At 64.9% G+C, this 24,167-nt stretch carries 19 protein-coding genes and 1 pseudogene; 14 read left to right on the forward strand and 6 right to left on the reverse strand.

The genetic code is table 11. The features are described 5' to 3' along the window. Nucleotides 1-99: 99 nt before the first annotated feature. Genes NT151_05085 through argC form a run of 3 tightly spaced genes read right to left on the reverse strand, consistent with a single transcriptional unit; the run spans nucleotide 100 to nucleotide 3,151 of the window. Entirely contained in the window at nucleotides 100-1,338 is a 1,239-nt protein-coding gene (locus tag NT151_05085) for an acetylornithine/succinylornithine family transaminase (GenBank protein ID MCX6538296.1), read from the reverse strand. Continuing rightward, complete coding sequence (argB, locus tag NT151_05090; GenBank protein ID MCX6538297.1) at nucleotides 1,335-2,150, reverse strand: acetylglutamate kinase; 816 nt, start codon at nucleotides 2,148-2,150, stop codon at nucleotides 1,335-1,337. Before argB ends, NT151_05085 begins: the two co-directional genes overlap by 4 nt. Continuing rightward, the gene (gene argC / locus NT151_05095; protein MCX6538298.1) at nucleotides 2,147-3,151 is read right to left on the reverse strand and encodes an N-acetyl-gamma-glutamyl-phosphate reductase; all 1,005 of its coding nucleotides are present in this window, start codon (nucleotides 3,149-3,151) and stop codon (nucleotides 2,147-2,149) included. Before argC ends, argB begins: the two co-directional genes overlap by 4 nt. 130 nt (nucleotides 3,152-3,281) lie before the next feature. Here argC and NT151_05100 point away from each other — a divergent pair, with 130 nt between their 5' ends. The 5 genes from NT151_05100 to NT151_05120 all read left to right on the forward strand — a co-directional run bounded on the left by NT151_05100 (nucleotide 3,282) and on the right by NT151_05120 (nucleotide 7,940). Next, the gene (locus tag NT151_05100; GenBank protein MCX6538299.1) at nucleotides 3,282-3,734 is read left to right on the forward strand and encodes an arginine repressor; all 453 of its coding nucleotides are present in this window, start codon (nucleotides 3,282-3,284) and stop codon (nucleotides 3,732-3,734) included. Between the two features lie 48 nt (nucleotides 3,735-3,782). Then, entirely contained in the window at nucleotides 3,783-5,012 is a 1,230-nt protein-coding gene (locus tag NT151_05105; protein MCX6538300.1) for an argininosuccinate synthase, read from the forward strand. After that, nucleotides 5,012-6,382 carry an argininosuccinate lyase gene (argH, locus tag NT151_05110; protein ID MCX6538301.1) on the forward strand — a complete coding sequence of 457 codons (1,371 nt, stop codon included), beginning with the start codon at nucleotides 5,012-5,014 and terminating at the stop codon, nucleotides 6,380-6,382. The genes NT151_05105 and argH overlap by 1 nt, the downstream gene beginning before the upstream one ends. 86 nt (nucleotides 6,383-6,468) lie before the next feature. Continuing rightward, a complete protein-coding gene (locus tag NT151_05115) occupies nucleotides 6,469-7,155 on the forward strand; it encodes a hypothetical protein (protein MCX6538302.1) in 687 nt (228 codons plus the stop codon). An 11-nt stretch (nucleotides 7,156-7,166) separates the two neighbouring features. Further along, nucleotides 7,167-7,940, forward strand: a complete 774-nt coding sequence (locus NT151_05120; protein ID MCX6538303.1) for an enoyl-ACP reductase — start codon at nucleotides 7,167-7,169, stop codon at nucleotides 7,938-7,940. A gap of 21 nt (nucleotides 7,941-7,961) precedes the next feature. On the opposite strand, the gene NT151_05125 is transcribed toward NT151_05120, so the two are convergent. Both NT151_05125 and NT151_05130 read right to left on the reverse strand, forming a co-directional pair. Further along, on the reverse strand, nucleotides 7,962-9,932 hold the full coding sequence (locus NT151_05125) for a diguanylate cyclase (protein MCX6538304.1): 1,971 nt from the start codon (nucleotides 9,930-9,932) through the stop codon (nucleotides 7,962-7,964). A gap of 9 nt (nucleotides 9,933-9,941) precedes the next feature. Further along, nucleotides 9,942-10,403, reverse strand: coding sequence for a hypothetical protein (locus tag NT151_05130; protein ID MCX6538305.1), 462 nt, complete (start codon nucleotides 10,401-10,403; stop codon nucleotides 9,942-9,944). Between the two features lie 148 nt (nucleotides 10,404-10,551). Here NT151_05130 and nagA point away from each other — a divergent pair, with 148 nt between their 5' ends. The 7 genes from nagA to NT151_05165 all read left to right on the forward strand — a co-directional run bounded on the left by nagA (nucleotide 10,552) and on the right by NT151_05165 (nucleotide 17,141). Beyond that, nucleotides 10,552-11,790, forward strand: coding sequence for an N-acetylglucosamine-6-phosphate deacetylase (gene nagA, locus NT151_05135; protein ID MCX6538306.1), 1,239 nt, complete (start codon nucleotides 10,552-10,554; stop codon nucleotides 11,788-11,790). Nucleotides 11,791-11,923: 133 nt separating this feature from the next. Beyond that, nucleotides 11,924-12,835, forward strand: coding sequence for a DUF4097 family beta strand repeat-containing protein (locus NT151_05140; protein ID MCX6538307.1), 912 nt, complete (start codon nucleotides 11,924-11,926; stop codon nucleotides 12,833-12,835). 107 nt (nucleotides 12,836-12,942) lie between these two features. After that, a complete protein-coding gene (speY, locus tag NT151_05145) occupies nucleotides 12,943-14,154 on the forward strand; it encodes a deoxyhypusine synthase (protein ID MCX6538308.1) in 1,212 nt (403 codons plus the stop codon). 5 nt (nucleotides 14,155-14,159) lie between these two features. Further along, complete coding sequence (locus tag NT151_05150) at nucleotides 14,160-15,302, forward strand: type III PLP-dependent enzyme (protein ID MCX6538309.1); 1,143 nt, start codon at nucleotides 14,160-14,162, stop codon at nucleotides 15,300-15,302. 4 nt (nucleotides 15,303-15,306) lie between these two features. After that, nucleotides 15,307-15,711, forward strand: a complete 405-nt coding sequence (locus tag NT151_05155; GenBank protein ID MCX6538310.1) for a 6-carboxytetrahydropterin synthase — start codon at nucleotides 15,307-15,309, stop codon at nucleotides 15,709-15,711. A 17-nt stretch (nucleotides 15,712-15,728) separates the two neighbouring features. Continuing rightward, the gene (locus NT151_05160) at nucleotides 15,729-16,376 is read left to right on the forward strand and encodes an HAD hydrolase-like protein (protein ID MCX6538311.1); all 648 of its coding nucleotides are present in this window, start codon (nucleotides 15,729-15,731) and stop codon (nucleotides 16,374-16,376) included. 333 nt (nucleotides 16,377-16,709) lie between these two features. Beyond that, nucleotides 16,710-17,141 (forward strand): hypothetical protein, encoded by a 432-nt coding sequence (locus NT151_05165; GenBank protein ID MCX6538312.1) that lies wholly within the window; start codon nucleotides 16,710-16,712, stop codon nucleotides 17,139-17,141. Between the two features lie 174 nt (nucleotides 17,142-17,315). Here the strand turns inward: NT151_05165 and NT151_05170 are convergent, their stop codons facing one another. Then, nucleotides 17,316-20,048: a M14 family metallopeptidase gene (locus tag NT151_05170; protein MCX6538313.1), complete on the reverse strand. Its 2,733-nt coding sequence runs from the start codon at nucleotides 20,046-20,048 to the stop codon at nucleotides 17,316-17,318. Between the two features lie 126 nt (nucleotides 20,049-20,174). Here NT151_05170 and NT151_05175 point away from each other — a divergent pair. Beyond that, nucleotides 20,175-22,562, forward strand: a pseudogene (locus NT151_05175) (DPP IV N-terminal domain-containing protein). After that, on the forward strand, nucleotides 22,557-24,167 hold the full coding sequence (locus NT151_05180; GenBank protein ID MCX6538314.1) for a M1 family metallopeptidase: 1,611 nt from the start codon (nucleotides 22,557-22,559) through the stop codon (nucleotides 24,165-24,167). The pseudogene NT151_05175 and the gene NT151_05180 overlap by 6 nt, the downstream one beginning before the upstream one ends.

Here is a 24,167-nt window from a genome sequence, read left to right on the forward strand (position 1 = left end):
GCTTCGACTCGCCATTACGATTCCGTGTTCTTGCGAGGCGATCCAATTACAACTGCTCGCTCAGCACCACGTCCTGAGTGAATGAACTCGTCGCCGAACTTATGAATCGAAGGACTTGGCGACATCCGTGAACACGCCGTCCAGCAATGTCAGGGCTTCGTCCACTTCGGCATGGGTGATCACAAACGGGGGCAGCATGCGAACCACCGTGTTGGCCGTGCGATTGACGAGCAGGCCGCGCTTGAGCGCCGCGTCGATGTAGGGCGTTGCGTCGACAATCAGATCAAGACCCCACATCAGGCCGGCGCCACGAACCTCGCGGATCACTGGGTGCCTCGCGGCCAGCGCGAGCAGGCCCTCTCCGAACCGTCCGCCGACCTCGCGCACGTGCTCCTGCAGACCGCCGTTTGTGAGCGCCTCGAGAAAGACCAGCGCCGCCCGGCACGCCAGGAGGTTGCCGCCGTACGTGGTGCCGTGGTCACCAAACGAGATAGCCGCCGCCACCGGCTGCGATACGAGCGCGGCACCGACCGGCACGCCAGCCCCAAGGGCTTTGCCGATGGCCGCGAGATCAGGCTGGATGCCCAGGCGCTGGTACCCGAACGCGGTGCCCGTCCGCCCGAGACCGCATTGGACCTCGTCTGCGATGAGCAGCGCGCCGTTGCGTTGACGCGCTCGTTCCATGGCCGCGGCCATCTCCGGGCTGAGCGGCCGGATGCCGCCTTCTCCCTGCACGGCTTCCGCGATGATGGCGGCCGTCGTCGACGACACCGCCGCTTCGAGCGCGTCCGGATCGTTGGCCGGGACCCACGTCACGTCGTCGAGCAGCGGCTCGAAGGGCGCACGGTAGTGCTCGTCCCAGGTCACAGACAGCGAACCCATGGTCCGGCCGTGAAACCCGTGCTCGAGCGCCACGAATCCGGTTCGATGGCGATCGCCCGACGTGTACCAGAACCGGCGCGCGAACTTCAGGCACGCCTCGACCGCTTCGGTGCCGCTGTTGCAGATGAAGACGCGCGAGAGACCCGAGAGCGCGGTGAGCAAGGCTGCAACCTGACCCTGAAGCTCGTGGTAGTAGAGGTTCGAGGTGTGGATGAGTGTCCGGGCCTGATCCGCCAGCGCGGCAGCCAGCGCGGGATTGGCGTGACCAAGCGACGCGACGCCGATGCCGGAGATCAGATCGAGATAGCGCCGCCCGCTGTCGTCATACAGGTAGACGCCTTCGCCCCGCGTGAAGACCACCGGGGTGCGGCGGTAGGTCTGAAGGAGGTGCTGGCTTTCGAGCGCCTTCACCGGAGAAGGCTGCGCGCCTGATGCAACCGGCGTCTGAGACGTCATGGAATCACCCTCGTCATGGAGCCGTCGGCGGATTCGCCCCGAACCACCGCCGATTCGAGGCGCGAGATGTCGCGGCCGTTGACGATCAGCACCGAGCCCACGCCGGCTCTGAGCGCCGCGCGGCACGCCTGCAACTTGGCGAGCATGCCGGCATTGGCGGTGCCCGATTCGATGATCTGCCGTTCCGCCGACCCGCTGAGTTCGACGATGGTGTGCGCGTGTGCGTCGACGACACCTGGCGTGGTGCCCGCGATGACCAGCCGTTCGGCCCAGAGACGTTCCGCCAGCGCGCCGGCAATGGTGTCGGCATTGACGTTGTAGAGCGCACCGGTCTTGTCGGCGCCAATGCTGGCGACCACCGGCACATAGCGCCCGGCCAGCAGGTGGTGCAGCAGGTGAGGGACACCATCGTTGACGGGACGTCCCACGTGGCCTAGCGACACGGTCTCTCCGGCCGCGGTGCGCATGGGCGGCGCCGCTTCGACGGTGGCCACCCCCGCATCCGCGCCCGTCAACCCGACAGCCTGACCGCCCGCGGCCGTGATAGCCGCCACCAACCTCGTGTTGATCGTCCCGGCGAGCACCGGCACCACAACCGCCAGCGTCGCCTCGTCGGTCACGCGGATGCCGTCGACCAGGCGTTTTGGAATGCCGGCTTTCACCAGTTCGGCATCGATTTCCCTGCCGCCGCCGTGAATGACGACCAGGGGGACGCGCCGGGCGATCGACGCAATCGTGCGCGCGATGGCCTGGACGGCGCCGGCATCTTCGATCAGTTCGCCGCCGAGTTTGAGAATGGTCGGCCGGCTCATGCCCACAACCCCGTCCGCTCGTCGAGCCCGTACATCAGATTCAGATTCTGCACCGCCTGGCTGGCCGCGCCCTTGAGCAGGTTGTCGAGGCACGACACAACGACCAGCCGGCCCGTGCCCTGGTCGACACGCCATCCGATGTCGCAGAAGTTCGTGTAGGCCACGTGTTTGATTTCCGGCAGCGCGTCGCCCCACAGCCTGACAAATGGGGCATCGGCGTACGCGGATTCGAGCGCCTGTCCGACAGCGTCCGCCGTCGTGGCCGGAGCGAGCCTCGCGTAAATCGTCTCGAGGATTCCGCGGTTGAGCGGCACCAGGTGCGGCACGAACGTCACGTTGCGGCCCAGTTCCTGTTCCATTTCGGCCACGTGACGGTGACCGAACACGCCGTAGGCGGCCGCGCTGCCGTGGTTTTCGGAGAAGTGTGTGCGCTCGCTCGGTACCTTGCCCGCGCCTGAGACGCCCGACTTGGCGTCGATGATCACGTCGCCCTCGACCAGATTTGCGTCCACCAGGGGAAGCAGCGCTAGCAGCGCTGCCGTCGGGTAGCAACCCGGGCACGACGCAAGCGTCGCGTGCGCGAGGGCAGCCCGGCTCCGCTCCGGCAGGGCGTAGACCGTGCCGTCTGGCACGCTGATCGTGTCGGGATACCACGTCGACCGGGCAACGGTCTCATGGATCCGGAACGCGCCGGACAGATCGATCACACGCCGGCCCGATCCGACCAGCTCCGTGCCGAGCGAGGCCGAGGCCTTTTCGGGCAGCGCCATGCAGACCACATCGCACGCTTCCACCAGCGCCTTGGTGTCGAGGGGCACGATGGGCTCGTCCCAGATCTTCGCCAACGCGGGGACCCGGCGCGGATCGCCGTTGCCCGACGAGGTGGCCAGCGTCAGCCGCACGGCCGGGTGCCGGGCGAGGAGGCGGACCAGTTCGAGGCCGGCGTACCCAGTGGCTCCGGCAATGCCGACACGAATCGGGTGCTGATCGACGGGTGACATCAACGCGTCCTTGAATGCATAAGTATGCAGTCTGCGGATTGGCGGAGTCAAGAATATTCACGCAATAGAGGTCTTGTTGGTTGCGTTGCTATGCATAAAAATGTATATTTATACTGTTTGGTGCATGGCCATGAAGACACAGCGACAAGCCGCCATTCTCTCCCTGATCGATCATCGGTCGATCTCAAGCCAGGAGGACCTGCGGAAGAGACTCCGCGGAAGCGGGTTCTCCGTCACGCAGGCCACCTTGTCGCGTGATCTCAAGGATCTGGGGCTGGTCAAGAACGCCGCCGACGGGGCGTACCATCGCCCGGGTAGCGACATCGCCAACCCGGGTCTCGCCGCCGCGCGTCTGCAGCACGCCGTCGCGGAGTTCCTGATTGGCGTGGACCGCGCCATGCAACTGGTGGTGCTCAAGACCAACCTCGCGCAGGCGCAGCCGTTGGCCGCCGCCATCGACGCCGCCGCGCTCGATGGCATCGTCGGATCGATCGCGGGCGAGGACACGGTGTTGCTGGTGTGCCGGGACACCCGTGCCGCCACCAGCGTTGCGGGGAGCCTCCAACGGATGGCGCGGGGATAAGACCAGGAAACGACGTCGCGCAATGGCGGTGAAAGAGGGGAGAGGGTGATGGCGAAGGAACGGGTCGTCTTGGCGTATTCGGGCGGGTTGGACACGTCGGTGGCTGTCCCGTGGCTGGCGGACAAGTACAACGCCGAGGTCGTCTGCGTCACGATGGATCTTGGGCAGGGCAAGGAACTCGAATCGATCCGCGAGCGCGCGCTGGCCGCCGGTGCCGTGCGGGCTCACGTGCTCGATGTGCGCGAGGAATTCGCCAACCAGTACATCCTTCCGGCGCTGCAGGCCGGTGCGGTCTACGAAGGCAGCTACCCGCTCGCCACCGCGCTCGGGCGGCCGCTCATCGCGCGGAAACTCGTCGAGATCGCCCGTATCGAGGGCGCCGCATCCATCGCCCACGGCTGCACTGGCAAGGGCAACGACCAGGTGCGCCTCGATGTGTCCGCGCGTGCGCTCGAGCCCGGCATCCGCGTGATCGCGCCGGCCCGCGAGTGGGGCATGACGCGTCCCGACGAGATCGAGTACGCTCGCACGCGCGGGATTCCGGTGCCGGTGACCGTCGCCAGCCCCTACAGCACCGACGCCAACCTCTGGGGGCGGTCGATTGAATGCGGCGTGCTCGAGGACCCGTGGGTGGAGCCGCCAGACGATGTCTACACGCTCACGAAAGACCCATCGGAGTGTCCCAACGAGCCGGCCTACATCGAACTCACCTTCGAGCAGGGCGTGCCCGTCGCGGTCAACGGCGTGTCGATGCCGTTAACGGAGATCATCGCCAGTGTCGCGACCATCGCAGGCGCCCATGGCGTGGGTCGGATCGACATGGTCGAGAATCGGCTGGTCGGTATCAAGTCGCGTGAGATCTACGAGGCTCCCGCCGCCGTCGTCCTGCACTCGGCGCACCGCGAGCTCGAGAACTTCGTAAGCCCGCGCGATCTCTCCCGGATCAAACAGGATCTGGGGCTCAAGTACGCGGACCTTGTGTACAACGGGCTCTGGTTTTCGCCGGTGCGCGAGGCCATCGACGCGTTCGTGGCCACGATCCAGCAGCGCGTGACTGGCACGATTCGCCTCAAGCTCTTCAAGGGTGCCTGCCGCGTGGTCGGCCGCCAGTCGCCCTTTGCGCTCTACGATCACGGGTTGGCGACCTATGACGAGGGCGACACGTTCGATCACAACGCCGCAGTGGGCTTTATCAAGCTCTATGGCCTGCCTGTCGAGACGGTCTCCCGCAAGTGGGGACTCGCCGGCAGAGCCGTGGAACAGCCGAAAGCGGTCTGATGTCGCACCTGTGGTCCGGCCGGTTCGACGCGGATCCCGATCCCGACGTCTTCTCGTACGGCGTGTCGCTGTCGTTTGATCGGCACCTGTTCGAAGACGATGTGACCGGCAGTCTGGCATGGGCCGAGGCGCTCGCCAACGCCGGGGCCATGTCAGCAGACGCCGCCCTCGCGATTGATGGCGCCTTGCGAGACATTCTCGAAACGGGCCGTCGCGACCCGGCGCTTGTGGCCGGCCCGGACGAAGACGTCCACGCCTTCGTCGAACGTCAACTGATCGAGCGTATCGGTGATGCCGGTCGGCGCCTGCACACAGGCCGGTCGCGCAATGAACAGGTCTCGCTCGATCTGCGACTCTATTTCAAACGGCGGATTCCACTGCTCATCAATCGATTGCGCCGGCTCGTCACCGCGCTGGCTGATCAGGCGCAGGCGTCGGCGTTGCACACGATGCCGTCCTACACGCATCTGCGTCGGGCGCAGCCCATCCTGGTCGCGCACTTCTTTCTGGCGCATGCGGCGGCCTTCCGGCGCGATTGCCAGCGCTTTGAGCAGGTGCTGCACGAAACCGACGAGATGCCGCTGGGATCGGGCGCCATTGCCGGCACGACGTACGCCGTCGACACGCGAGCACTGGCCGACCGGCTCGGCTTCTCGCGCATCGTCACCAACAGTCTCGACGCCGTTTCCGACCGCGACTTCGTCGCGAGCTTCCTCTTCGCGTCTTCGCTCACGATGGTGCACCTGAGCCGGATGGCCGAAGACATCATTATCTTCACGTCCGAGGAATTCGCGTTCTTCGATTTGCCCGACAGGTTCGCGACCGGCAGCAGTCTCATGCCGCAGAAGAAGAACCCCGATCCGCTGGAACTGATGCGCGGCAAGTCGGGCCGCGTGCTCGGGCGATTGTCGGGGTGGCTCACGACCATGAAGGGCCTGCCGAGCGGCTACAACCGGGACCTGCAGGAAGACAAGGAAGCCGCCTTCGAGGTCGAGGCCACGCTCGCGCCCTCGCTTGACGTCGCGGCGGCCGTGATGGCGGGATTACGCCTGAACGCTGCGCGCGCCGAGGCGGCCGCGTCGGGCCTCCTGCTGGCGACTGACGTCGCGGACTATCTCGTCGCGCACGAGGTGCCATTCCGCGAGGCCCACGCGGCTGTCGGGGCCATCGTCCGGGAGTTGGTCGCCGAGGGGCGCGATTTTTCGGAACTCACCGACGATGAGTGGCGCCGCTTCAGTCCGCACTTCGCGCCGGATATCGCGGCCGTCATCACCGCCGGCGCCTCTGTCGCCGCCAAGCAGACGCCTCAATCAACCAGCCCGGTCGCGGTTGCCGCCGCGCTCGCCGAACTGCGCGCCTGGCTCCAGTAGCATTTGCCCTTCTATTCGTAGCTTTGCTAAAATCAGACGTCCTTCAGCCTCTCCCTTTCCCGCCCGAGTTTCCGGGGGATCTTTTAATGGTGAAGCGCAAGCTTCGAGTTGGTGAGTTAGTGGATGACTACTGTCCGCGCGAGCGGCGTGTCAGCGATCACGCAATCGTGGCGATGGTGGATGACGACATCCGCCAGGTGCGCTGCGCGACGTGCGACACGGAACACGACTATCGCGCGGCGAAGGTGCCGCCGACGCGGAAGAAGAAGCCCGCGGCCGGCCCACCTCCGCTGCCCCCGGCCGGCATGGTCGTGACGCCGGCCGCGCCGCCAGTCATCGTGGCCGTGCCTGACGTATCGAGCGATCTCGAAGCCCGAAAGAGCCAGGCCGAACCTCCCGCCGAGGCTGGCGACGGGCAGCCTGCGGGCGCGGCGCCTGTTGACGGCCCGGTTCATCGCCAACTGATCCGGGCGACGCTGCCGCGGATCGAGGGTCAGGTGCCCGAGCGGCGGATTCCCGAGTTCACGATGCACAACACCGGCGGCCGAGGCGCTGGTGGGCACGGCAAGTCGTTTCGGGCGGGGCATGGCGGACCGCACCGGCCGGGCGGTGGCGGCAAGTCCGCGCCGGGTCACGCGCGGCCGGGCGGAGGTCGTCAAGGGGGCGGGTTTTCGCCGCAAGGCGGCAGACCGGGCCCGGGCGGCGCGCAAGGGGGAGGGCCCAATCGCTCGTCCCGACATTCCTTCGGCGGCCGTACCGGCAAGAAGAACTGACACCCGCATCGATGAGCGACCTTTCCGGCACGTTCGGCCTGATCACCGGCATCGCCAACAAACGATCCATCGCGTGGTCCATCGCGAAGGCGCTCGCGCAGGATGGTGCCCGGCTGGCGTTGGCGTACCAGGGAGAACGATTTGCCGAGACCGTCGAGGAACTGGCGGCGGAGTTGAACAGCCCGCTGCTCCTGCAGTGCGACGTGACATCCGACGCGCAGATCACCGACGTCTACACGACCATCGGCAAGGAGTTCGGCGGACTCGACTTCCTGCTCCATGGCACGGCGTTCGCCCCGCGCGAGGAATTGTCGCGGCCGTTTGTGGAGACCAGTCGCGAAGGCTTCCGCATCGCGCTCGATGTCAGCGCCTATTCGCTCATCGCGCTCGCGCGAGGCGCCGCGCCGTTGATGGCGGCGCGCGGCGGAGGCAGCATGCTCACCCTGACTTACCTGGGCAGTGAGCGCGTGTTTCCGAACTACAACGTCATGGGCGTGGCCAAGGCCGCGCTCGAAGCGTCCGTGCGCTACCTGGCCGCCGACCTGGGTCCGCGCAACATCCGGGTCAATGCGATCTCGGCCGGGCCGATCCGCACGCTGGCCTCGTCGGGGATCTCCGGCTTCACGAGCATCCTGCAGGTCTACCGCGATCGGGCACCGCTGCGCCGGAACATCGAGCTGGACGAAGTCGGCCAGACGGGTCGTTTTCTGCTGGGACCAGAAAGCGCAGCCATTACCGGCGAAGTGCTGATGGTGGATGCCGGCTTCCACATGATGGGATTGTAGAACGTCCCGCGACGCCCTCACCTATAGCACGCCTTCCGCCGCCCTCCGCAGGTCCACGTCCGCGATGGACCCGCTCTCGAACGCGGTCGGGATGCCGGTTGGTGCCGGCGTGAGGCGCTTGCGCTGGCTCTTGTCCCGGTACATCTGCTGATCCGCCACGGCCAGCAACGCCTCGTACGTGCCGCCATCTCTGGGAAACACGGCGGCGCCGATGCTGACGGCCAGGCGCACCCGCTGCGTGCCGCGCACGACAAATGGCAACGCGTCGACCACCTGCTGAAGCTCCACGCGTTTGGCCTCGGCGTCCTCGATGCCGCAATCTGACAGCAGCACGATAAACTCGTCGCCGCCGTATCGAGAGACGACGTCGTACGGACGGATGGCGCGGCGCAGGACCGACGCCACTTCGCGCAGTGCGCGGTCACCGGCCGGATGCCCGTAGCTGTCGTTGATGTCTTTGAGGTTGTCCAGGTCCAGCAGCAGCACGGCGACCGACGAGGTCAGTCGCCGCGCTCGGGCCAGCTCGCGCGTGAGATGCAGGATTAGAAAGCGATTATTCGGAAGCCCGGTCAACTGGTCGGTGACCGCTTCCTCGTGCGTCCGTTCGAAGAGCACCGAGTTGTGGATCACCGCCGACACCTGCGCCGTCACGCGCAGCGCGAGACGGTGGTGGTCCTCGGTGAAGAACCGCGGCTCGGTGTGGTACATCGCCAGGGCACCAATCATGCGCTCGGCCACGATGAGCGGGCAGACGAGCGCCGATTTCAGGACCTGGCCGTCGGCCGGCACGCCAATCGAGAGGAAGTCGTCGCCCGGATCCTCATTGACGCGGCACTCGCGTGTCGCGATTACGCGGCCAATCAATCCCGAGCCGACGCGCAGCTCCATCTGCCGCAGGTGCGCGGCACCCGTGCCGATCGCAAACCGGCAGCGGGCCACGCCTTCGGCCGTATCGTACAGGAAGAGCGCGCAACTGGCGAACGGCACGAGATCGCGGAGCTTTCCGGCAACGACACCCATCGAATCGGCCACGCCGAGGCTGGTTCCCAGTCCCTGCGCGACCTCGTACAACGCGTACAGTTCCTTTTGCGCCAGCGCGATCTCGTCAAAGACAGACGCATGGGATTCGGAGATCCCGGCGTGATGCGGATGCTCGCGTGTGGCTCCAGTGGCGTGCAGTCGCATGCCCGCCGGCGCGGCCGTCTCGAACGCGGCATCGAGCGACGGCAGCAGTTCGACAAAGCGCGCCACGACCACCGGATCGAGCGCGCCCCCGGCTTCCCGCCACAACGCCTCGATCGCGTCGCCGCGCGAGACCGCCTTGCGGAATGGGCGATCCGAGGTCAGCGACACGAAGTGATCGACCACCGATAGAATGCGCGCGCCGAGCGGAATGTCGCTGCCACTGAGGCCCGCGGGGTAGCCCGATCCGTCCCACCGTTCATGGTGGCAAAGCACGAGCGAGGCGACAGGATAGGGAAACGGCACGTGCGCAATGATGTCGGCGCCAAGCTGCGAATGGATGCGGACCTTGCCGATTTCCTCGGGCGTGAGCGGTCCCTTCTTCGTCAGGATGTGGTCGGGCACACCGAGCTTGCCGACATCGTGCAGCAGCGCCGCCATCCGGACGCCTTCGACCTCCTGGGCCGGTATGCCAAATGCCTTCGCCATCTCGACCGCGTACGCCTGTTCGCGGCGGATGTCGGTGCGCGACGAGCGTGCCCTCGCTTCAATCGCCCGCGCGAGGGCTTCGACTGTGGCCAGCCAGGTGTCCGAGGCCCGCTGATGCTGGCGCTGCGTGTCGGCAAGTGCCGTCCGGCCCCTCACGTGGAGGTGATACGCGAGAGCCACAGCGCCCGCAGCGAGGCATGCCAGCAGGAAGGCGACCCAGGCGGGCACCGACGTGCCGCGGACGAGCCAGAAACCAGCGCCGATGACGCCGGCGCCAACCAGGCCCGCCAGCACGCGCCGTTCCGTGAACGTACTCCGCATGGGAATCTTCTAGCTTCGGATCGCGCCCCCTGGGGCCGCTGGCGACGGAGCAGGTTTTGATCCGCCACCCGCGAAATACGCCGTCTGGTAGCCCTCGATCAGTTCCTTCATCCTGACGGCGTCTTTCTTGTAGTGACCCTTGCAGTGAATCGGCGCGGCGCCGCCGGAGGTCTCGATGTAGACATCAGAAAAGATGATGTGGGTGTCGATGCCCACCGACGCGATATGTGCGATGTGAATCGAGTGCTCGTACCTCCCGAACCACTGCGGCGTGTAGTGGACGACGTTCGACGTGGTGATGAGCACCTGGGTCGGCAGCAGGCGGTTGCCCCTGCTGAGGCGGCTGGCGCGGAACACGTCGCCTGCCGCGAACGGTTTGCCCTTGAGCCAGACGATCCAGATTCCGATCACCAGAAGCCCGGCGACGACGAGCACGGCATAGAGACCCCACGACTGCCAGAAGCTGTTCATGATGGTACCCTCGCTCCGTCAGCCGCCGGTGTCAAGAACGGATTCAGTGCTAAGCTGACCTCGGTTGTCCGGGCGGTCTGCCGGCCGCAGGCCAGCCGCCAGAAGCCCGGCGCGAATGGGACGCCTGTTCCCGCGACCTGACACTCGCATGACGCAGACACTGGTTCTTGCCGGCGCCGACATTGTGCTTCCCGACCGCGTGATCGCCGGGGGCACCATCATCATCGAAAACGGCCGGATCGCCGACATCGTCTCTCGTGTTGTGCCGACCGCGTCCGATGTTGCGCACGTCGATCTGCAGGGCCTTACCGTGGTTCCCGGTTTCATTGACGTGCACGTGCACGGTGTCGAGGGGATCGACTCGCTCGATGGGCCGAACGCGGTGCGGGATCTGGCCGCGCGGATGCCGAAATACGGCGTGACGGCCTTCTCGCCCACGACCGTGGCGTGTCCGCCTGCAGAGCTTCGCATGGTGGTGGACGGCGTGCGCGCGTGTCGTGAAGCGCCGGCGGCCCGCTCGGCGCGCGTGCTGCCCGCGCACCTCGAGAGCAACTTCATCAACCCCGACTACAAGGGCGCCCAGCCGATCTCGTGCCTCAGGACGCCCGCCTCGGCGCTCGCGGCGGGTGGCGACGATCACCGATCAAGGCGCGATGAGGAGTTCTCCGGCGCCGACATCCTGCGCGTCATAGACGAGGCGGGTCCGGACGTGGGCATCGTCACGTTGGCGCCGGAACTAGATGAGGCGATGGCGCTCATCCGGCGTCTGGTGGCATCCGGACGCATCGTGTCGCTCGGCCACTCAGCCGCCACATTCGACATCGCCATTGACGCCATCCGCGCAGGGGCACGCCAGGCCACGCACCTGTTCAACCGGATGCCGCCGGTCGGCCACCGCGAGCCCGGTCTTGCCGGAGCCGTTCTGCAAGCACCGGAGGTCGCGGCCGAGATCGTGTGCGACGGCTATCACGTGCATCCCGGGATGTTGAGAATGGCGATTGCCGCGAAGGGCGCCGACCGGATCATGGCTATCACCGATGGCAGCGCCGGTGCCGGCCTTCCACCCGGCACGCGCGCCAGGCTTGGAGGACGCGCCATCGACGTCCGCGAACAGGGCGCTTTTCTTGAAGACAACACCCTGGCCGGCAGCACGGCCACGATGGACCGCGTGTTCCGGGTGTTGACGGGCGTCGGCGGACTCGGGCTTGTCGACGCCGCTACGCTCTGCGCCACCACACCCGCACGCGAACTGGGGCTTACCGGGCACGGCGTCATCGTGGCGGGCGCGGTGGCCGACCTTGTCGTGCTCAGTCCGAAGTTGACTGTGGTTGAAACCTACATCGCCGGCCAGCCCTGCCTCTACCCTGAGCTCACTTCTGGGGCGTGACGGCAGGCTTGATGTCGCGGGCCGTGCTCTGGTTGACACTTCCCCGTCGTGCCCCACCTAACTGAGTCGAAGGGTCTGTCGCCACTGAACTTCGCCCGCTCGGAATCCGTCCTATTTCCCGGAGGGACAATGTATGCGCACGTGGAGTCTCCGGCGAACGGTCAACGCGGTGAGCCTTGCTGCCCTGGCAGCGACGCTGGCAGGCTGCGACATCACGGTGGGCGCGGCCCAGTTCAGCACACGGGAAGAAAAGAAGTTCACCGTCACAGGGACGCCGCAGGTCGAGTTGACGACCTTTGACGGTTCCATCGAGGTCCGGGGCTGGGACAAGCCGGAGGTGCTGGTCGAAATCGAGAAGCGCGGCAACAACCAGGCGGCGGTAGACAAAATCCTGGTGAAGGCCACGCAAACCGGCAACACGATCACCGTTGACATCCCGAAAATCGCGTCCACTACCCACATCACGTTCGGCCAGTCGCCGAGCGCCAGCCTGGTGGTGTCGGTGCCAATGCAGTCCGTCCTAAAGCTGGACAGTGGCGACGGTTCGGTGACCATCAAGCGCGTCAACGGAAAGATCAATATTCACACCGGCGACGGCAGCGTGCATGTCACGGAGGCGAAGGGTGACCTGTTCGTGCGCACCGGCGACGGTTCGATCCAGGCCGCCGAGATTGACGGGCACGTGGATGTCGAGACGCGCGATGGCAGCATCACCATCGAGGGCACACTCCGCGCCGTGCGCGCCGATTCGGGCGACGGCTCGATCAAGCTGACGGCGCAAAAGGGCAGCGCGATGGACGCCGACTGGGTCGCGACCACCGGCGACGGCTCGATCAAGGTGCGCGTCCCGGACGGGTTCGGCGCGAACGTTGACGCCGAGAGCGGTGACGGCGGTGTGCGCATCGACAAACTCGCGGGCCAGACCGACCAACGCGCCGAGGGAGAGAAGCACGACCGCAAATCGGTGCGAGGCACGATCGGTGGCGGCGGAAAGATCCTGAAACTGCGGAGCGGCTCCGGATCGATCAGTCTGAAGAGCTGGTAGAGACGGTTGCCGCCGGCGTTGAGAGGCAGGCCAGGGGCGCCCGAGTGGGCGCCCCTTTTCGCTATAATGCTGAGATTCACCTCGTTAGACCGGAGCGATTTACTCACATGGCCAAGACACCGACCGCGCAGAGCCGATATCGCAAGGACCTGTCCGAAATGCCGGACTGGATGAAGAAGAAATCCTGTCCCAATCGGCACAAGTTCATGTCCGGCAAGCGCGTGCTTCCGAAGAACCTCACCGGCAAAGAGAAGCTGGAAGACATCGTCGACGATGCGTTTCTGGCGTACAACTCGGGCCGGCTGCGTGAAGCCTGCCAGTTGTTTACCGAGAAGATGCTCGAGCCGGATGTCACTATCGGCATGAGCCTGTCCGGGGCGCTGACACCCGCCGGCCTGGGATGCTCGTCCATAGTGCCGCTCATCAAGGCGGGATTCGTGGACTGGATTGTCGCCACCGGCGCGATTCTCTATCACGACCTGCACTTCGCGCTGAACTATCCCATCCGGATGGGCAGCTTCACGATGGACGACACCGAACTGCGCGACAACGACATCGTCCGCGTCTACGACGTGTTGATGGGCTATAGCGACTGCCTGATGGCCACCGACGAGACGCTGCGTAACATCCTGGTCCAGTCCGAATTCCAGAAGGAGATGGGCACCGGCGAGTTGCACCATCTGCTGGGCAAGTACGCCGCCGAGTGGGAGCGCAAGGCTGGCCTCAAGGACGTGTCGGTGCTGGCGGCCGCGTACCGCGCTGGCGTGCCGTGCTACACCTCGTCGCCGGGCGACTCGACTATCGGCATGAACGTTGCGGGCGTGGAGCTGCGTGGCAACAAACTTCGGCTGAACCCGTCCATCGATGTCAACGAAACGACCGCAATCGTGCTGGCGGCCAAACGCGGCGGCGGCCGGAGTGCCGTGGTGCTGTGGGGCGGCGGCAGCCCGAAGAACTTCATGCTGCAGACCGAACCACAGATCCAGGAGGTGCTCCGCATCAAGGAGTTCGGCCAGGACTTCTTCCTGCAGGTGACCGACGCTCGCCCCGACACCGGGGGACTGAGCGGCGCGACCCCGAGCGAGGCGGTGAGCTGGGGCAAGGTGGATCCGGACCGGTTGCCTGATGCCGTCGTGTGCTATACGGACACGACCATCGCGATGCCAATCCTCACGCACTACGCGCTGGCAAGGCACAAGAAGCGGAAGTTGCGCCGGCTGTACCAGGCGCGCCTGGGCCTGCTGAAGGCCCTGACGAAGGAGTACTTCACGCACAATAAAGTCAAAATGCTCGACGGCACAGATCCGGTGCTCGGCTGACGCCCATGGCCAAGACGACTCCTGCCCAACTCAAGACGCTGGCGGCGCAGCACGGCACGCCGCTCGTCGTGGTCAACCACGATATCCTCCGGCAGAACTACGAGCAGTTCAGGAAGTACCTGCCGCGCGTGCAGGCGTACTTCGCTGTCAAGGCGAATCCGGCGCCCGAGATCGTGCGGACGCTGTTTCGCGTCGGGGCGAGCTTTGACGTAGCGTCGTTTCCCGAGTTCATGCTCGTGTACGACTTCATCAAGAAACGGCCGGCCGCCGAGCGGCAGGCGTTCGTGTGGGACAAGATCGTCTACGCAAATCCCATCAAACCGAAGGACACGCTGCACGCGCTCGACAAGTACAAACCGCTCGTCACCTTCGACAACCGCACCGAAATTGGCAAGGTCCGCGATTTCGCGCCGCATGCCGGGTTGCTGCTGCGCATCCGGGTGCCGAACACTGGATCGATGGTCGAGTTGTCCTCCAAGTTCGGCTGCGAGCCGGGCGAGGCTGTTGCCCTGATTGAAGAAGCACACAACGCCGGGCTGGTCGTGGAAGGCCTGAGCTTCCACGTGGGCAGCCAGTGCACAAACTTCGAGAACTTCGTCCAGGCGCTCAACATGTCGGCGGCGGTGCGGCACGAAGCGCTCTCGCGCGGCTTCGACATGAAAATCCTCGACATCGGCGGCGGATTTCCCGTGCGCTACAACCGCCACGTCCAGCCGTTCAGCCAGCTGGCGAGGATCATCAACGCCGAGATCAACAGGCTGTTTCCCAAGGAGATGGAGATCATTGCCGAACCGGGCCGCTTCTTCGTGGCCACGGCGGTGATCTCGATCGCCAAGGTCATCGGCAAGGCCGTCCGTGACGGCAAGCCGTGCTACTACATCGACGACAGCGTCTATCACACGTTTTCGGGGCTCATCTTCGACCACTGCCCGTATCACTTCAAGGCGTTCAGGAAAGGCCCGACCGAGGTGTGTGCGGTGTTTGGGCAGACGTGCGATGGTCTCGACACGATCTCGCAGTCGGAGGCGCTTCCGGAACTCCAGCTCGACGACCTGGTCTACTCCGAGGACATCGGCGCATACAGCAACGCATCAGCGACCTGGTTCAACGGCTTCCCGCCAGCGAAGGTCGTGCACATCAACGAATAGGCCTATGTACTCCGTCACCAAGCGCATCGACTTCTGCTACGGCCACCGGTTGCTCGACTACGACGGGATCTGCAAGCATCCGCATGGCCACAATGCGACCGCCGAGATCGAAGTGCGGAGCGGGCAACTCGACAGCCGCTGCATGGTCTGCGACTTCGGCGACATCAAGCGCGTCGTGAAGTCCTGGATCGACGAGCATATCGATCACAAGATGGTCCTGCGCCGGGACGACCCGCTCGTCAAACCGCTGCAGGAGCAGAACGAACCGCTGTTCCTCGTGGACGCCAATCCCACCGTCGAACACATCGCGAAGATCATCTACGACTACGCGAGGTCGCAGGGCTTCCCGGTCGAGGCCGTGCGTGTCTGGGAAACGCCTACGTCGTGTGCCACCTATAGCGGCGAGTAAGGCCCGGAACCTCTGCCATGCTGCTGGTCTTTGATTTCGACGGAACGCTCGTGGATTCCATCCGCGATCTGGCCGAGTCGGCCAGCGATCTCTCGGCGGAGTATGGCGGGTGCCGGCTCGACGACCAGACCGTCACCATGATGGTTGGCGAGGGCGCGCAGACGCTGGTCGAACGCATCCTCGCCCAGGCCGGCGTCGCCGGCCCGCAGCCAGGCGCGCTCAGCCGCTTCCTTGAGATCTACGATCGACGGATGCTCGATCACACCATCCCATACGCGGGGATGATCGAGACTCTCACAACGGTGAGCCGCTCTCACCAACTGGCGATACTGACCAACAAGCCCGAGCAGGCCACTCGCCGCATCATGAGCCACACGGGTCTCGATCGGTTCTTCCACGACTGCGTGTTCGGCGACGGGTCGCTTCCGCGCAAGCCGGATCCAGAAGGCCTCGGGTGGTTGATGGGTCGGAACGGAGCGTCGGCGGCGCAGACCTTGCTCGTTGGCGATTCGGACGTCGACGTGGCCACGGCCCGTGCGGCCGGCGTGCAACTGTGCATCGCGCGTTACGGATTCGGTTTTGATCGCGTTGACGTGGCGACACTTCGAGACGACGACGTGATCATCGACCGGCCAGAGGAATTGCTGACGGCACTGCTGACGTAGACACGAATTGGGGCCTGGCCCCTTTTCTCACATTGGCTGCGGGAGAACGTTTCCCTCCGCGTCCCCGCTCACGCAAGCCGGCAAAACGCGCCTTGCCGGGACACGTCGCCGACCTCACGATCGGGGCCCCTATCCCCGTGCCTGTCTTGGCCCTCACGGCGCATTTTGCAGACTGACGCTATCGACTTGGTTCGAGGGGCCGCTCCGAGAACCGTCCTTCCGCTCAGCGGTCGCAGAAGGGGTGGGCCCCCGGCCCCGTTCAATACGTACCAGATTAGGGCGCGCTCGGTTGAATCGCCGGGTTAGAATTGACCACAACGAGGAGGGACCATCATGTCCATCGCAACCGATCTGGCCGCACTGGGACAGAGCCTTAACGCCGAGGTCACCGACAAGAAAGGCGTCATCAAGCTCGAAATCGTCGTGGCCGAGCGCAAGTCGTTCCTGTCGAAAAAGAAGCTGACGTACACGATTAAGTGCAAGCCAGACGACGGATCGAAAGAGCTGAACTACTCCGAGATGCTGAAGGAAAGCGGCTTCGGCGTGTCCAGTGGCAGTGACGACAGCGAGGCGGGTTTCGGCTTCAAGGCTGGCACGTACAAGACCGGTTTCGGCAGCCCCACGCAGGGTACCATCCAGGAGCAGTCGACCCTGTTCGGCAAGCAGTACACCTACAGCTTCGACTGGTCGAAGATCCGCGGCCAGGTCGAGGACATCGCGAGGAAGAACGGGTACGTGCCCAAGTACCATGTGATCATGTTCTGACGCGCCCTCTCCACCCGACCCGCGCTTCTGGGCATCATCTATGCGCCTCATCTTGCGGAATGGAGCAAGATCTCGTCACCCCGGCGAAAGCCGGGGTCCAGCCGTGGATTCCCGCGTTCGCGCGAATGACGGATTAGCACTGCCTATTCCGGCGCCGGTTGCCGGCCTGTGGACCTATCGCACGTAGATCGCCGAGTTGAAGACAACGCGGAACGTCGCAAACGGCTGGCCGCGCCACTGGGGACGGAAGCCGAGCAGCACCACGTGCCCCTTGTCGAGCTCAATGTCGAGCGCCGCTGCTTTGCCCTGAAGGTACTTCTCGCCAATCAGGTAGCCGGACTGCAACGGCGACCCGGTGTCGGCGTACTTGGCGAGAATCGTGCCCTTAAATCCAACCTGGGGCTCGTACACTGGGCTGCCGTCGACAAACACCGCAGAGGTCTCGGCCATGCCGGCCATCACCGGGTGGGTCGGGTCGGTCTTCACGTTGACAATTGATCCACGCAGGAAGAACTCCTCGGGCTTCAGGCCCTCGACGACGTTTTTCACGGGCAGCTTGAACTGCTGAATCGCGAACCTGCAGGCCGAGTTGAAGCAGACCACGGTGCCGCCGTCTCGGACGAACGTCTCGAATGACTGCAGGTCGGCCTGCGTCAGAGCGTAGGCGTACTCGGGACGCACCGCCCGGCCCGACCCGCCGCCGCGCCCGCCCTGGCCGCGGCCGCCACCCTGCCCACCGCCCGCTGCTGGCGCGGCTGCTCCGGCCTCTCCGCGCGCGCCGGTCTGGCCGCCGCCCTCAACCGGGATCCGCGCATCGTCAGCGAGGATGATGCTGTCGACCTTGTCGCGAAGCGGCGCGTGGAAGTCCTCCGGATGGAGGCTGACGAATTCGAAGCCGTACTGCTCGAGGAGCCACCGTGTCCACCCTTCGTCCATGCTGCCGGCCCACGGCTGATAGAGCCCGATGCGCGGCTTCTTCAACGCCACGCCTGAGGCTGCCGTGCGTTCGGCGACCAGCGCGAGCGACTTGACCAGGTCGGATTGGGCGGCATCGGAAAGTCCGGTGATGATGTAACGCGCACCAGCCCCCGGGGCGCCGGCGGCGAACTGGACGCTGGCGCCGAGCTTCCAGGCGCGCGTGATGGCTCGAAAGGCGTTGTTCTGCGCGGGATCCACGGCAAGTGCCGGGCCGCTGCCAGACGTTCTGCCTGCCGGCGGAACAATGGCTGCGGCTGCGGAATTCGAATCGAACCCGATGCCCGGCACGCTGTCAAACGGCGCCGGGTCGGCGGAGGTTGTCATGTTGTACGGCGTGGGTCTGGCCGTCGGCGTCGGCATCGCGCCAAGCACCTTCATCTTCCCGCGCATCTCGTCTGTGAGTGGGCTGGCAACCGTGGTGATCTTCACGCCCATCTGCAACGGCAGCGTCCAACCGGCCGCGTCGTAGGGCCTGAGGGGCGGGCCGCCCGGGTACTGGCGCAAGTCCGGGTACTTCTGCGCATTGAACAATTCGCGCGCCATCGCGCCGAATTCCTGATCGGTCGGCACCACCCATGTGCCGGTCGCATAGGTGACCTTGTCAAGCGTGACCGGTGCCGTCAGTTGCGACACGCGCACGCCGCCGAAGGCGAGGCGACGGAGCATCTCGACTGCCGCGACGGGGTCGCGCTGATCCTGCGGAATCATGTAGGCGTACGGCGCTGTCTTTCTGCCCGCGGCAATCTGATCCCGGCCCGCCTGGTAGCGGTTGTAGAGCAGCGATTCCCGGTACTTGGCCGCGAACTCGAGCGTCGAGATCGCCGCCGTCTCGTTGTAGGCCACCGCATCACCCAATCGCCACCACCCGCCCGGCCACGGGCTCGAGTAGAGGCTCTGCGGTCTCAGGTCGCGATAGCTCTCGGGAAGATCGTTGAGGGTGTACTCGCGAGGCGCGGCCATGTTGCCTGCCGTCTCGGTCCAGAACGCCGGGATGTTCTTGAACGCCGGCGCGTAGTCGACGTAACCCGGGTACCATGCGTCAAAGGCGATGCCCATGTGTGTGGCGCCGACCTGTCCCCGTTCCTCGAGGCTTTTCGCGATAGCCATGCCAATCATGTTGATCTCGCGCGACACGAGATACGGTGCGTCGAGGCCGACCGGCTCGGAGAAGGGCGGCAGCCAGATGCGCGTCGGGAACGGCGCCGACTGGTGGAACACATAAATGATGTTCGGCTCCCACTGGCGCCAAAAGTGTTCCATCACGCGCGACTCGATCATGTTCAGCATGTACGCGTCGCGGTTGTTGTCGTGACCGACATACTCCTGATACAGGCGGGGCAGGCCCGACTGTTCATAGGGCGTCCCTGCGTTCTTCGCGAGCCACTCGCCCACCATCTGCTGGCCGTCGGGGTTCATCGTCGGCCACAACATGACGATGTCGTTGTCGAGGATTTCCTTGATGGCGGGATCGGCCGCGCGGTTGACGAGGTCGTAGGCGAGCTGCAGCGTCATCTGCGCGCCAGCCACTTCGGTGGCGTGACAGCCGCCATCGAGGTGCACGAACGCCTTGCCTTCGCGCGCGAACCGGCGTGCATCATCTTCGGAGAGACCCTGGGGATGCGCGAGGCGCTGGGCGATCTCGCGGTACCGATCTACTTTGTCGAGATTCTTCGGGTTCGAGATGAGGGCGAAATACATGACGCGCCCATTCGTCGTCTTTCCGGCCTCCACGAGCCTGATTGACGAGCTGGCTGCGGCGAGTTTCTTCAGGTAGCTGATGGCCTGGTCGTAGGTTGCCAGTTTGTTGTCGGCACCGGGTTTGAATCCCAGGACCGACTCCGGCGTGGGCAACGCCCGGGACGCCGCCACCAGGACGGCCTGGCTTGCGAGCACCACGACAACAAGCAGAGTCGCTACCTTACGCATCATCGTCATTCCCCCTGCGCGGTACCCTATCGTCGAGCGGCCTCAACTGCAAGCCGGTTTGTCGGCTTCCCTGCATTTCGACCCCGAAAACACGGGTATGATGGCGGGGCCAAATTGGGGAGATCGTCCATGTCATCACCTGCTCATCGAAGGCTTGTGCCCGCGCTTGTTGTCCTGTTTTGTGGATGTGTTGCTGTCGCGCCGGGGATGGCGCAGCCGGCCGGGCCAGCGGCGCAGCGGCAGATCACGGCCGCCGACTACGCGCGCGCCGAGAAGTTCCTCGGACCCTCCGTCAACCCACTCGTGATAGGGGGAACCGTCGCGGCCACATGGCTGCCCGCCGAGCGGTTCTGGTACCGGAGCACCACGGCAACCGGATTCGAGTACGTGCTGGTGGATCCGGCGAACCGGACGCGGACGCCGTTGTTTGACCATGCAAAGGTGGCTGCGGCACTGTCGACCGCGGCCGGCGGCAAGTACGACCCGCAGCGTCTGGCGTTGGACTCGCTTGAACTCTCAGAGGATGGCAAGACCATCTCGTTCAACGTGGATGCGCGCCGCTGGTCGTGCGACGTGATGGGCACGGCCTGCAGCGCGACGGGAGCCGCCACGACAGGACGGGGGGTTGGTGGTGGAGGAAGAGGTGCAGGTGGTCGCGGAGGCCGCGGCGGCACGGGCAGCGCAGCCAACAACGCAGTGGCATCGCCGGACGGGAAGCGGGCAGTCTTCATCCGCGATTGGAACCTGTGGGTGCGCGACGTGGCGACCGGCCAGGAGCGCCAGCTCACCACCGACGGCGTGAAGTACTTCGGCTACGCCACCGACAACGCCGGCTGGAGCAGCAGCGATCGCGCGGTCGTGCTGTGGTCTCCCGACTCGACGAAGGTCGCCACCTTCCAGCAGGACGAGCGCGAGGTCGGTGAGATGTACCTCGTCAACACGCCCACCAATCCGGTCGGTCACCCGACGCTGCGCGTCTCGAAGTTCCCGCTGCCCGGCGATCCCGTGATGGCCATGATCCACCGGGTGATCATCGACGTGGACTCGGGAAAGGTTACGCGCTTCCAGATGCCGCCCGACTATCATCGCGCCACCCTCGGCGACGACCTCTCGCTGCGCGACATGCAGTGGAGCCCGGACGCCTCGCAACTGGCCTTCGCGTCGGTGTCACGCGATCACAAGCAGGCGGTCGTGCGTGTGGCCGATGTCGCAACCGGCGCGGTGCGCACGGTGTTCGACGAGACGGTCAAGACGCAGCACGAGGCACGGGCGGGATGGCACGTGCTCTGGGCCAGCAGGGAAGTGATCTGGTATTCCGAGCGTGACAACTGGGGACACCTTTATCTCTACGACCTGACGACAGGCGCGCTGAAGCACCAGATCACGCGGGGCGAAGGCCCCGTGATGCAACTGCTCAGGATCGACGAGAAGGCCAGAATCGTCTGGTTCGTCGCGCAAGGACGCGACAAAGGGGAGGACCCGTACTTCAGGCATGTGTACCGCATCGGTCTGGACGGGACCAATGACACCGCGCTCACTCCGGACTCTGGAGACCATTCCGTCCAGCTGTCGCCATCGGGCCGCTACTTGATCGATACAATGTCGACGCCCGAACGCGAACCGGCGGTGACACTGCGCGATGGCGACGGCAAGCCCGTCATGCCGGTCGAGAAAGCGGATATCTCCAGACTGCTCGCCACCGGCTGGAAGCCGCCGATCCCCATCACGATGACCGCGCACGACGGCAAGACCGACATCTACGGCCTGATGTTCCGCCCGACCAATTTCGATCCCACGAAGAAGTACCCGATCGTCAACAACGTCTATCCCGGGCCGCAGACCGGCAGCACGGGCAGTCGCGCCTTTGCCGCCGCCAGAGGCGACCGGCAGGCCCTCGCCGAACTCGGCTTCATTGTCGTCACCATTGATGGAATGGGCACGCCGGGCCGATCCAAGGCGTTTCAGGATGCGTATTACGGCGCGATGGGGCGCGACAACACGATTCCGGACCAGATTGCCGGCATGACGCAGCTCGCGCAGAAGTACCCGTGGATCGATCTCGACCGGGCCGGGATCTGGGGGCATTCCGGCGGCGGATTCGCCACGACCACGGCGATGTTCCGGTTCCCGGACTTCTTCAAAGTGGGCATCGCGGAGTCGGGCAATCACGACCAGCGGTTGAACGAAGACGACTGGGGCGAGCGCTATCAGGGGCTCGTCGTGCACAACCCAGACGGCACCGACAACTACGACGCCGAGGCGAACCAGAACTTCGCGAAAAGCCTCAAGGGGCACCTGCTGCTGGCGCACGGCACGATGGATACCAACGTGCCGCCGTACCAGACGATGCTCATCGCAGATGCGCTCATCAAGGCGAACAAGGACTTCGATCTGCTGATGCTGCCAAACCAGAACCACGGGTACGGCAGTGCGTCGGCATACATGATGCGACGCCGGTGGGATTACTTCGTCAGGTGGCTTCACGGCACCGAGCCGCCAAAGGAATACCAGATGCAGGGGCAGGCACAAGCGCAGGCGCCGCCATCACCACAGACGCCGCCGCAACCTGCCGCACCGACGCGATCCGACATCCTCCGGGGCGAATATGGGCCGTATCGCGCCAACAACGACCTGCTGTCGTACAACCTGGACGTGCGCGTCGATCCAGAGAAGAAATTCATCAGCGGGAAGAACACGATCCGGTTCCGGATGCTCCGCGACGATACCCGCATCCAGCTCGATCTGTTCGCGAACCTGAACGTCGACAAGATTCTGCTCGGCAACGTTGAGCTCAAGTACCAGCGCGAGTTGAACGCGGTGTTCGTGGACTTCCCGGAGACGCTCAGGAAGAACCGTGTGTACGCGGTCGAGTTCTACTATTCCGGTTCGCCAGTCGAGACCGGGCGATTCGGCGGCTTCACGTTCCGGAAGGACCCGGCGGGCCGTCATTGGATCACCACCTCGTGCCAGGGCCCTGGCGCGAGCGTCTGGTGGCCCAACAAGGATCAGCAGCGCGACGAAGTGGAGAACATGCGCCTGAGCGTGTCGGTGCCGACCGATCTGGTCGACGCGTCCAACGGGCAGTTGCTGGGCAAGACCGACCTGGGAGATGGCTACACGCGCTACGACTGGCAGATTCATTACCCGATCAACAGCTACAGCGTGTCGCTCAACATCGGCGCCTACGTGCACTTCAGTGACACGCTCGGCGGGCTTCCGCTCGATTTCTACGCGCTGCCCGAGGATCTGGACAAGGCGAAGCGCCAGTTCGCGCAGGCGAAGGGAATGCTGGAGGCCTTCCAGAAGTACTTCGGCCCCTATCCGTTCCCCAAGGACGGTTACAAGCTGATCCAGGTGCCCTACTCAGGGATGGAGCATCAGAGCGCCGTCACCTACGGCAACCGTTTCGCCAATGGATATCTCGAGCGCGACTGGACGGGCGTCGGCATCAGCACGAGATTCGACTTCATCATCATCCACGAGAGCGCGCACGAGTGGTTTGGCAACAGCATCACGGCAGCCGACGTGTGCGACGAATGGATCCATGAGGGGTGGGCGACGTACCTCGAAGGCGTGTACGTAGAGCACATGTTCGGCAAGGCGGACGCCTTGAAGTACGTGAATGGCTACAAGACGAAGGTCAAAAACCGCGAGCCGATCATCACGGCGTGCGGCATCAACAGGACGCCGTCGCAGGACATGTATTTCAAGGGCGCGCTCTTCATCAACACGCTCCGCAGCATCGTTAATGACGATGGGCGATGGTGGAAGCTGATGCGCGAGTTCTACGGACGCTTCAAGTACCAGAACATCACTACCGGTGACGTGGTGGCGTTCTTCAACAAGAACACCGGCAGGGACCTGACGCCGATCTTCGACCAGTACCTCCGGCGCACCGATCTGCCGACACTGGAGTTGCAATTTGAGGAGAGCGCTGGCAAGGTGTCGTATCGGTGGAAAGTCGACGAGAAGGCGTTCGCGATGCCGGTGAAAGTCGGCAGGAAGGACGCGTGGCAGCTCATCGAGCCCACCACGGAGTGGAAGACCATCGCCCTGGGGATGAAGATAGTGGAGTTCGACGTGGCGACCGATCTGTATTACATCAATGTCTCCAGGAAGTGA

Source organism: Acidobacteriota bacterium (assembly GCA_026393675.1).
In the GTDB taxonomy this organism is placed as follows: Bacteria; Acidobacteriota; Vicinamibacteria; order Vicinamibacterales; family JAKQTR01; genus JBAXOX01.

Bases quoted from the DNA above. Each gene is read 5' to 3' on its own strand.
- NT151_05105 (MCX6538300.1), top strand. From the start codon at position 3,783: ATGGCGAAGGAACGGGTCGTCTTGGCGTATTCGGGCGGGTTGGACACG.
- NT151_05115 (MCX6538302.1), top strand. From the start codon at position 6,469: ATGGTGAAGCGCAAGCTTCGAGTTGGTGAGTTAGTGGATGACTACTGT.
- NT151_05120 (MCX6538303.1), top strand. From the start codon at position 7,167: ATGAGCGACCTTTCCGGCACGTTCGGCCTGATCACCGGCATCGCCAAC.
- argB (MCX6538297.1), bottom strand. From the start codon at position 2,150: ATGAGCCGGCCGACCATTCTCAAACTCGGCGGCGAACTGATCGAAGAT.
- NT151_05125 (MCX6538304.1), bottom strand. From the start codon at position 9,932: ATGCGGAGTACGTTCACGGAACGGCGCGTGCTGGCGGGCCTGGTTGGC.
- argH (MCX6538301.1), top strand. From the start codon at position 5,012: ATGTCGCACCTGTGGTCCGGCCGGTTCGACGCGGATCCCGATCCCGAC.
- NT151_05140 (MCX6538307.1), top strand. From the start codon at position 11,924: ATGCGCACGTGGAGTCTCCGGCGAACGGTCAACGCGGTGAGCCTTGCT.
- NT151_05155 (MCX6538310.1), top strand. From the start codon at position 15,307: ATGTACTCCGTCACCAAGCGCATCGACTTCTGCTACGGCCACCGGTTG.
- speY (MCX6538308.1), top strand. From the start codon at position 12,943: ATGGCCAAGACACCGACCGCGCAGAGCCGATATCGCAAGGACCTGTCC.
- NT151_05180 (MCX6538314.1), top strand. From the start codon at position 22,557: ATGCAGGGGCAGGCACAAGCGCAGGCGCCGCCATCACCACAGACGCCG.
- NT151_05165 (MCX6538312.1), top strand. From the start codon at position 16,710: ATGTCCATCGCAACCGATCTGGCCGCACTGGGACAGAGCCTTAACGCC.
- NT151_05160 (MCX6538311.1), top strand. From the start codon at position 15,729: ATGCTGCTGGTCTTTGATTTCGACGGAACGCTCGTGGATTCCATCCGC.
- nagA (MCX6538306.1), top strand. From the start codon at position 10,552: ATGACGCAGACACTGGTTCTTGCCGGCGCCGACATTGTGCTTCCCGAC.
- NT151_05085 (MCX6538296.1), bottom strand. From the start codon at position 1,338: ATGACGTCTCAGACGCCGGTTGCATCAGGCGCGCAGCCTTCTCCGGTG.
- argC (MCX6538298.1), bottom strand. From the start codon at position 3,151: ATGTCACCCGTCGATCAGCACCCGATTCGTGTCGGCATTGCCGGAGCC.
- NT151_05150 (MCX6538309.1), top strand. From the start codon at position 14,160: ATGGCCAAGACGACTCCTGCCCAACTCAAGACGCTGGCGGCGCAGCAC.
- NT151_05170 (MCX6538313.1), bottom strand. From the start codon at position 20,048: ATGATGCGTAAGGTAGCGACTCTGCTTGTTGTCGTGGTGCTCGCAAGC.
- NT151_05130 (MCX6538305.1), bottom strand. From the start codon at position 10,403: ATGAACAGCTTCTGGCAGTCGTGGGGTCTCTATGCCGTGCTCGTCGTC.
- NT151_05100 (MCX6538299.1), top strand. From the start codon at position 3,282: ATGAAGACACAGCGACAAGCCGCCATTCTCTCCCTGATCGATCATCGG.